Origin of the sequence: Lentilactobacillus parafarraginis DSM 18390 = JCM 14109 (assembly GCF_001435895.1) — a bacterium.
In the GTDB taxonomy this organism is placed as follows: Bacteria; Bacillota; Bacilli; order Lactobacillales; family Lactobacillaceae; genus Lentilactobacillus; species Lentilactobacillus parafarraginis.
Genome location: NZ_AZFZ01000099.1, coordinates 1 through 5,541 on the forward strand (window position 1 = coordinate 1; position 5,541 = coordinate 5,541).

Sequence of the window (5,541 nt, forward strand, 5' to 3'; positions counted from 1 at the left end):
AAATCATAGATCTTGGACAGCTTCTAAGGATTAGTCATCCCAATGGTCAGTGGAAAACGCTGGCCGATGTTAACGGTCGCTTGCACTTTTTCATCCGGCTGTTGTCGGCGCCGATCATTGTGCGATCGGGATTGGTGCGAATAATGATTAGATTGTGGCATAAGTTTGATTTTGACCTCGTTTTTCTGTGAACTGTGTTAACCTCCATTATAGCATGTGGAAAGACACAGGATAACTGAGGAGGATTGTTTGAAAGTCGCCTAACAGTCAGGTTATAATGATTCTAAATTAGTAATCGGGGGTGGGCATATGAATTCATTGATTAGTTTAGAAAAAGTTAATTATCAAATCGCTGATCAACATATTTTACATGATGTTGATTGGCAGATTCCAGCTGGGGCTCATATTACATTGACGGGACCATCCGGTGGTGGGAAAAGTACGTTATTACGGATCATTGCGGCCATGATTTCTAAAACAAGTGGGACCTTGATTTTTGATGGGCAGCCGATTGAAAGTTATGACCCAATCATGTATCGGCGGCAAGTCTCATATTGTTTCCAACAACCGACGTTATTTGGTGAGACGGTGGCAGATAACTTAGCTTTCCCGTACCAAATTCGTAAGCAAGTCATGGATACGCAACGAGTGGTAACGGCGTTAAATAATGTTGGGCTGTCCGAACGAACCCTGCATCAGCCGATTATCGAGCTTTCCGGTGGTGAACGGCAGCGGGTCGCGCTGATTCGCAACATCTTATTCTTACCAAAAGTGTTGTTATTAGATGAGGTGACAGCTGGTTTGGATGAAAATAATAAGCAAATCGTGCACGCCTGGTTACGACAGTTAAATGAGCAGGATCACGTGACAACGATCATGATTACTCATGACGCGACAGAGATTGCTGCGGCAGATCAATTAGCGAAAGTGGTTGCTGGCAGATTGGAGGTACACGCATGAATTTAGCAGTTAATAATACGTCGCTATTTTTGGCGGCAATGTTAGTGCTCGTCGCGTTAGGAATTAGTTTGTGGCAGAAACTTGGCTTGGATAGGGACATCGTCATTGGTGTCGTGCGGGCTGTTGTACAACTATTTATCGTGGGTTACTTGCTAAAGTATATTTTCCGAGTCAACAATTTGTGGCTAACGCTGGCGATGATGGGCTTCATTATCTTCAATGCGGCTTGGAATGCGAAAAAACGGGGGCCGGGGATTGACCATGCATTAGCCATTTCGTTATTAGCCATTTTTGTTAGTACGGGGGTAACACTCGGCGTCCTCGTGCTATCTGGTGCGATTAAGTTTGTGCCATCGCAAATGATTCCCATTTCTGGTATGATTGCGTCGAATTCAATGGTCGCAATTGGGCTGGCTTATCGCAGCCTCAATAGTCAGTTTCGTGACCAGCGGCAAGGTGTGCTTGAACGGTTGGCGTTAGGGGCTGGTCTACTTGATGCTTCGATTGCCATCGTGCGTGAGGCGATTCGTACGGGGATGTCACCAACCATTGATTCGGCAAAGACTGTGGGTCTAGTCAGTCTGCCAGGGATGATGTCCGGTTTGATCTTTGCAGGGGTCGATCCAGTACGGGCCATTAAGTATCAAATTATGGTCACGTTCATGCTCTTATCAGCGACTAGTTTGGGGTCAATCATTGCGTGCTATTTAGCTTACCGTAATTTCTATAATGAACAAAAACAGTTGAAGTAATGACTCCTGATTGCAGTCCCGCGGGGAGTCCTTTATGATGGAAGCTGAAATAAAACTTAATGCGGGGGTATTGATGTGAATGACGCAGCGGTTTGGGTTCCAGTTCCATCAATGTTTTACTGGGGCTGGTTAGTACCACTCATATTTGGAACCATTTTTGGTTGGCGTTATCATCGCGATAAGGTTCGCCTAGGTAACGGTATTTGGTTTTCGCTATTTTTCTATTCGTTTTTAACCATGCTGGCGATTACAATCTTAGGTAGCAATATCCACTGGTTGATCATTATCAGTGGGACGTTGTTTGTGTTGCTGATCCTGTTGATTGGGCTGATTTTTACCTTACAAGCTTTCTTGCTCTTATGGAATGCGTGGATCATGTGGCGTCATGAGAGTCATACGTTGGCGAATATGCTGACCTTGTACTTGGGACTGGCCATTCTGATTTTGCCATTTTTAGGCAATCTGTTGAGTAGTCATGTGCCGCAGCCCGTGAGTTATTTTTTGACGGTATTTCCGAATCTGGTCATTTTTTACCTTGGTTTTATAACTATCTGACGATGCTGACGATTTATCAATTCAATTGGCCCCGTCTGCGACAAGATTATATTATTGTGCTTGGGGCTGGCTTGTTAGATGGAGACCGTGTCTCGCCATTGCTAGGGCAACGAATCATGCGTGGACTGCGCTTTTATCAGAAGCAACAACGCAAGACGCATCATCGGGCCGTGATGATTTTCTCAGGTGGTCAGGGTGGTGATGAAACGGTTCCGGAAGACCAAGCCATGCTGGAATACGCCATTGCGCATGGCCTTCCTGAAACGGATGGCTGGGCGGAGACGCAATCGAAGACGACCTTGCAAAATATGCAGTTTAGTAAGCAATTGATTGCACAGGGACCTGTTAAAAATCCACGAACGATTTTTGTTACAAATAATTACGGTAGATTGCAAATTTAATCCGAATTTTTTGACAAATTGGTCAGCATGACCTGATAAGGTGTTTGCCAGTCAAGTATTTTAAGTGGTCTCTGATTAATTTCGGGTAAGGTAGTTTTCAAGCCTTGAGCACTAATGTGCTCAAAATAAGTCCCCTTAGGATAAAAATAGCGTAAGTTCCGATTAAATCGTTCATTACTGCCGCGCTCAGCTGGCGTATAAGCATGGCAGTAATAGGTCTTAATACCGTATTGTGCTTCAAGTGATACTAGACCGCTAAACTCAGTGCCACGGTCCACCGTAAAACTATGCACCGGGCCATTAAAAGTTGCTAGAAACTTATTTAGGGCTTCATTAACAGTTACTGCTGTCCGGTTTTTTAATCGGTAGGCCCAAAGGAACCGTGATTTGCGATCGATTAAGGTTAATAAAACTGCCTTACTATGCCCACGGGGGCCAACAATTGTATCTAATTCAAAATCACCGATGCGATTACGTCGATTAACCACGATGGGTCGCTGTTCAATTGACCGTCCTAATGATTGATTATATTTAGAACGTTGGTCAAGGTTACGCCGTTGGCGCACGCCATGTTCAGGCAAATCATTTAAAGAAAACTCAATTTTCCCTTGATTTAACCAATTATAAATTGATTTAGTCGCTAGTTTAAATTCGTGAGCTATCATTTCTGGTGACCAACTTAGCCGTAAATGGTTTAAAATTATTTGCCTTAATTTGTCATTCAATTTAGTCTTTCGGCCACATCTTAGTCTTTCGGCCACATCGTGACCGCTTGTATTCGGCATCTGTTTGGGCCACTTCGGCCTGGTAAGGTTCACATCAAGCTAATTCATAAGAAATTGTGGCAGGTGATCGTTTTAGGCGATCGCTCATTTGGACATTGGACAGGCCTAGTTCACAAAAGGTTTCGATTTTAATTCGTTCAGAATAGGTTATACTAGACAAAAGATCAGCTCCTAAAAGATGTGTTTGTGGTAAACACCATTTTAAAGGAAGCTGATCTTTTTTGTCCGAACAGCGTTCGGATTAATTTTACAATCTACCCAATAATCACAAAACATTGGTCTACTTGTTTCATCATATTGCTATCTCAATCAACCGTTCTCACATTTTCCTTGCTTCGAATTAAGTCAACAATTAGTAAAACTGCTATTCCTAATAAAAAAACTACGGTAAGGAGCACAGTCGTTTGCATTCCAGTTAATAAATGATGCCACTCTAACTTAATCCCCATCGTTTTTTCAAAATGGCTTTGCTGACCATGAAAAGCGGTTTTTAATTTATCTGCCATAAGTATTTGTCGATAAATTGCTGCTACATATGCACCCGGAGTTAATTTGATAAGTAACTGCGCAAAGTTAGGAAGAATACCAATTGGAATATAGGTACCCACTAAAAAGCCAGAGGCCGTGCCAACAATTGTTCCTATAGCGTTCAAGGAATCAAAGCGACTAATAAACTGGATAAACAGCATATTAATTACAACTGCTAGTAAAGAGCTAAAAAGAGCAACGCAAATTACAGCTGGTAGCGACTCCCATGGCATGGTCAAGTTATCTGTGATTGAAAAGTATCCTATCATCAGTGCGAACATAACTATTTGCATAATAAAGCCAATCAAAGCGGCACTTAACATATAGCTCATGGTGATTTCAAAATGAGAAAGGTCTGTTAAATAAAAATCTTTAATAACCTTGCGTTCTTTATCTTTTACTAATTGTCCAAGTGAGGTAAGGGTGGTTGTGATGGCAGTCACTGATAAAGTCCCTCCAATCAACCAAAAATCAAGTAATTGGTGAGAACTAGGGACAGTTTTCCAGCTACTTATCATTGACTTTTTTAGAAAGACAACATATAAGAGAAATGAAATCATTGCTCCCAATAATGAAAAGAATACTCCGGGGCGATTGCGGAAATACAACAGTAGATTTCTCCTTGTTAAAGTAATCATATCAATGCATCTTCCTTCCGGTTAATGACAAAAAAGCATCATCCATCGTTCCCTCTTGATAAGTGAACGTTTTAATGAAAATACGAAACTTTAATAATAATGAGAGTGCTTCGTCAGAATTAGCCTTTAAACAAATGGTTTTATGATTAATCTGCGTATGAATTATTTTACTTGGTATCAATGCCATTAATTGATCAGCTTGTTCAGAAACAATCACGAGTTTACTGCTGGAGTTTTGTGTTTTAATTTCATCAGCGGATCCGCTGGCAATTATTTTGCCATGATCAATAATATAAACCTCATCTGCATTGTCTGCTTCTTCAAGATAGTGTGTCGTCAAAATAATGGTTAAATTATTTTGACTTTGCAATGAATGCAACAATTTCCAAATTGCCGAGCGGGTTTGGATATCCAAACCCGTAGTTGGCTCATCCAAAAAAATAATATCAGGTTGATTAAGTAGAGCTCTTGCTATATCAACTCGTCGCCGTTGCCCACCAGAAAGTCGGCCGTATTTTTGATTAATAAATTCAGTTAACCCGATTTTCTGAATCAAAGCATCAATATGATTAGATTTGGCTTCTTTATAAAGTCTATTTCGAATACTCAAATTTTCCATAACTGTCAAATCATTATCTAAAATACTCTGTTGAAATACCATGCTAATCTTTATGTCTGGTTTCATCTTGATCATTCCACTGGTTGGATTTAAGATCTTTGTGAGCATCGATATAGTGGTTGTTTTACCAGCGCCATTGGGTCCTAGTAGAGCAGTTAAGCTTCCTTCTTTGATTGCTAAATCAATATGGTCAACCACCACTTTTGATTGATAAGTTTTAGTAAGTCCCTTTGTTTGAATGATCATTATGTCGCCCTCTCTAAACTAGTATAAGAACCTGTTTAGAGTCTTACAAAGGCCCGA

4 protein-coding genes and 3 pseudogenes are annotated in these 5,541 nt (G+C 41.0%); 4 read left to right on the forward strand and 3 right to left on the reverse strand.

What is annotated here, in order from left to right:
* From FD47_RS15925 to FD47_RS16150, 4 genes and pseudogenes are all read left to right on the forward strand, one after another.
* Nucleotides 1-191: pseudogene (locus FD47_RS15925) on the forward strand (hypothetical protein); the annotation flags it as partial.
* Nucleotides 192-309: 118 nt separating this feature from the next.
* Nucleotides 310-960, forward strand: a complete 651-nt coding sequence (locus tag FD47_RS13515) for an ABC transporter ATP-binding protein (RefSeq protein ID WP_010383508.1) — start codon at nt 310-312, stop codon at nt 958-960.
* Nucleotides 957-1,712, forward strand: a complete 756-nt coding sequence (locus FD47_RS13520; RefSeq protein ID WP_054736518.1) for an ABC transporter permease — start codon at nt 957-959, stop codon at nt 1,710-1,712. Before FD47_RS13515 ends, FD47_RS13520 begins: the two co-directional genes overlap by 4 nt.
* A 75-nt stretch (nt 1,713-1,787) precedes the next feature.
* A pseudogene (locus tag FD47_RS16150) lies at nt 1,788-2,650 on the forward strand (YdcF family protein); the annotation flags it as partial.
* Nucleotides 2,651-2,664: 14 nt separating this feature from the next.
* Here FD47_RS16150 and FD47_RS13530 read toward each other — a convergent pair.
* The 3 genes and pseudogenes from FD47_RS13530 to FD47_RS13540 form a co-directional block, all read right to left on the reverse strand.
* Nucleotides 2,665-3,613, reverse strand: a pseudogene (locus FD47_RS13530) (IS30 family transposase).
* Nucleotides 3,614-3,758: 145 nt separating this feature from the next.
* The gene (locus FD47_RS13535; protein WP_054736516.1) at nt 3,759-4,619 is read right to left on the reverse strand and encodes an ABC transporter permease; all 861 of its coding nucleotides are present in this window, start codon (nt 4,617-4,619) and stop codon (nt 3,759-3,761) included.
* A gap of 1 nt (nt 4,620) precedes the next feature.
* Entirely contained in the window at nt 4,621-5,484 is an 864-nt protein-coding gene (locus FD47_RS13540; RefSeq protein ID WP_054736515.1) for an ABC transporter ATP-binding protein, read from the reverse strand.
* Nucleotides 5,485-5,541 lie beyond the last annotated feature (57 nt).

Excerpts from the sequence above, each read along its gene's own strand:
- FD47_RS13515 (WP_010383508.1), top strand. The coding sequence starts at position 310 with ATGAATTCATTGATTAGTTTAGAAAAAGTTAATTATCAAATCGCTGAT.
- FD47_RS13540 (WP_054736515.1), bottom strand. The coding sequence starts at position 5,484 with ATGATCATTCAAACAAAGGGACTTACTAAAACTTATCAATCAAAAGTG.
- FD47_RS13535 (WP_054736516.1), bottom strand. The coding sequence starts at position 4,619 with ATGATTACTTTAACAAGGAGAAATCTACTGTTGTATTTCCGCAATCGC.
- FD47_RS13520 (WP_054736518.1), top strand. The coding sequence starts at position 957 with ATGAATTTAGCAGTTAATAATACGTCGCTATTTTTGGCGGCAATGTTA.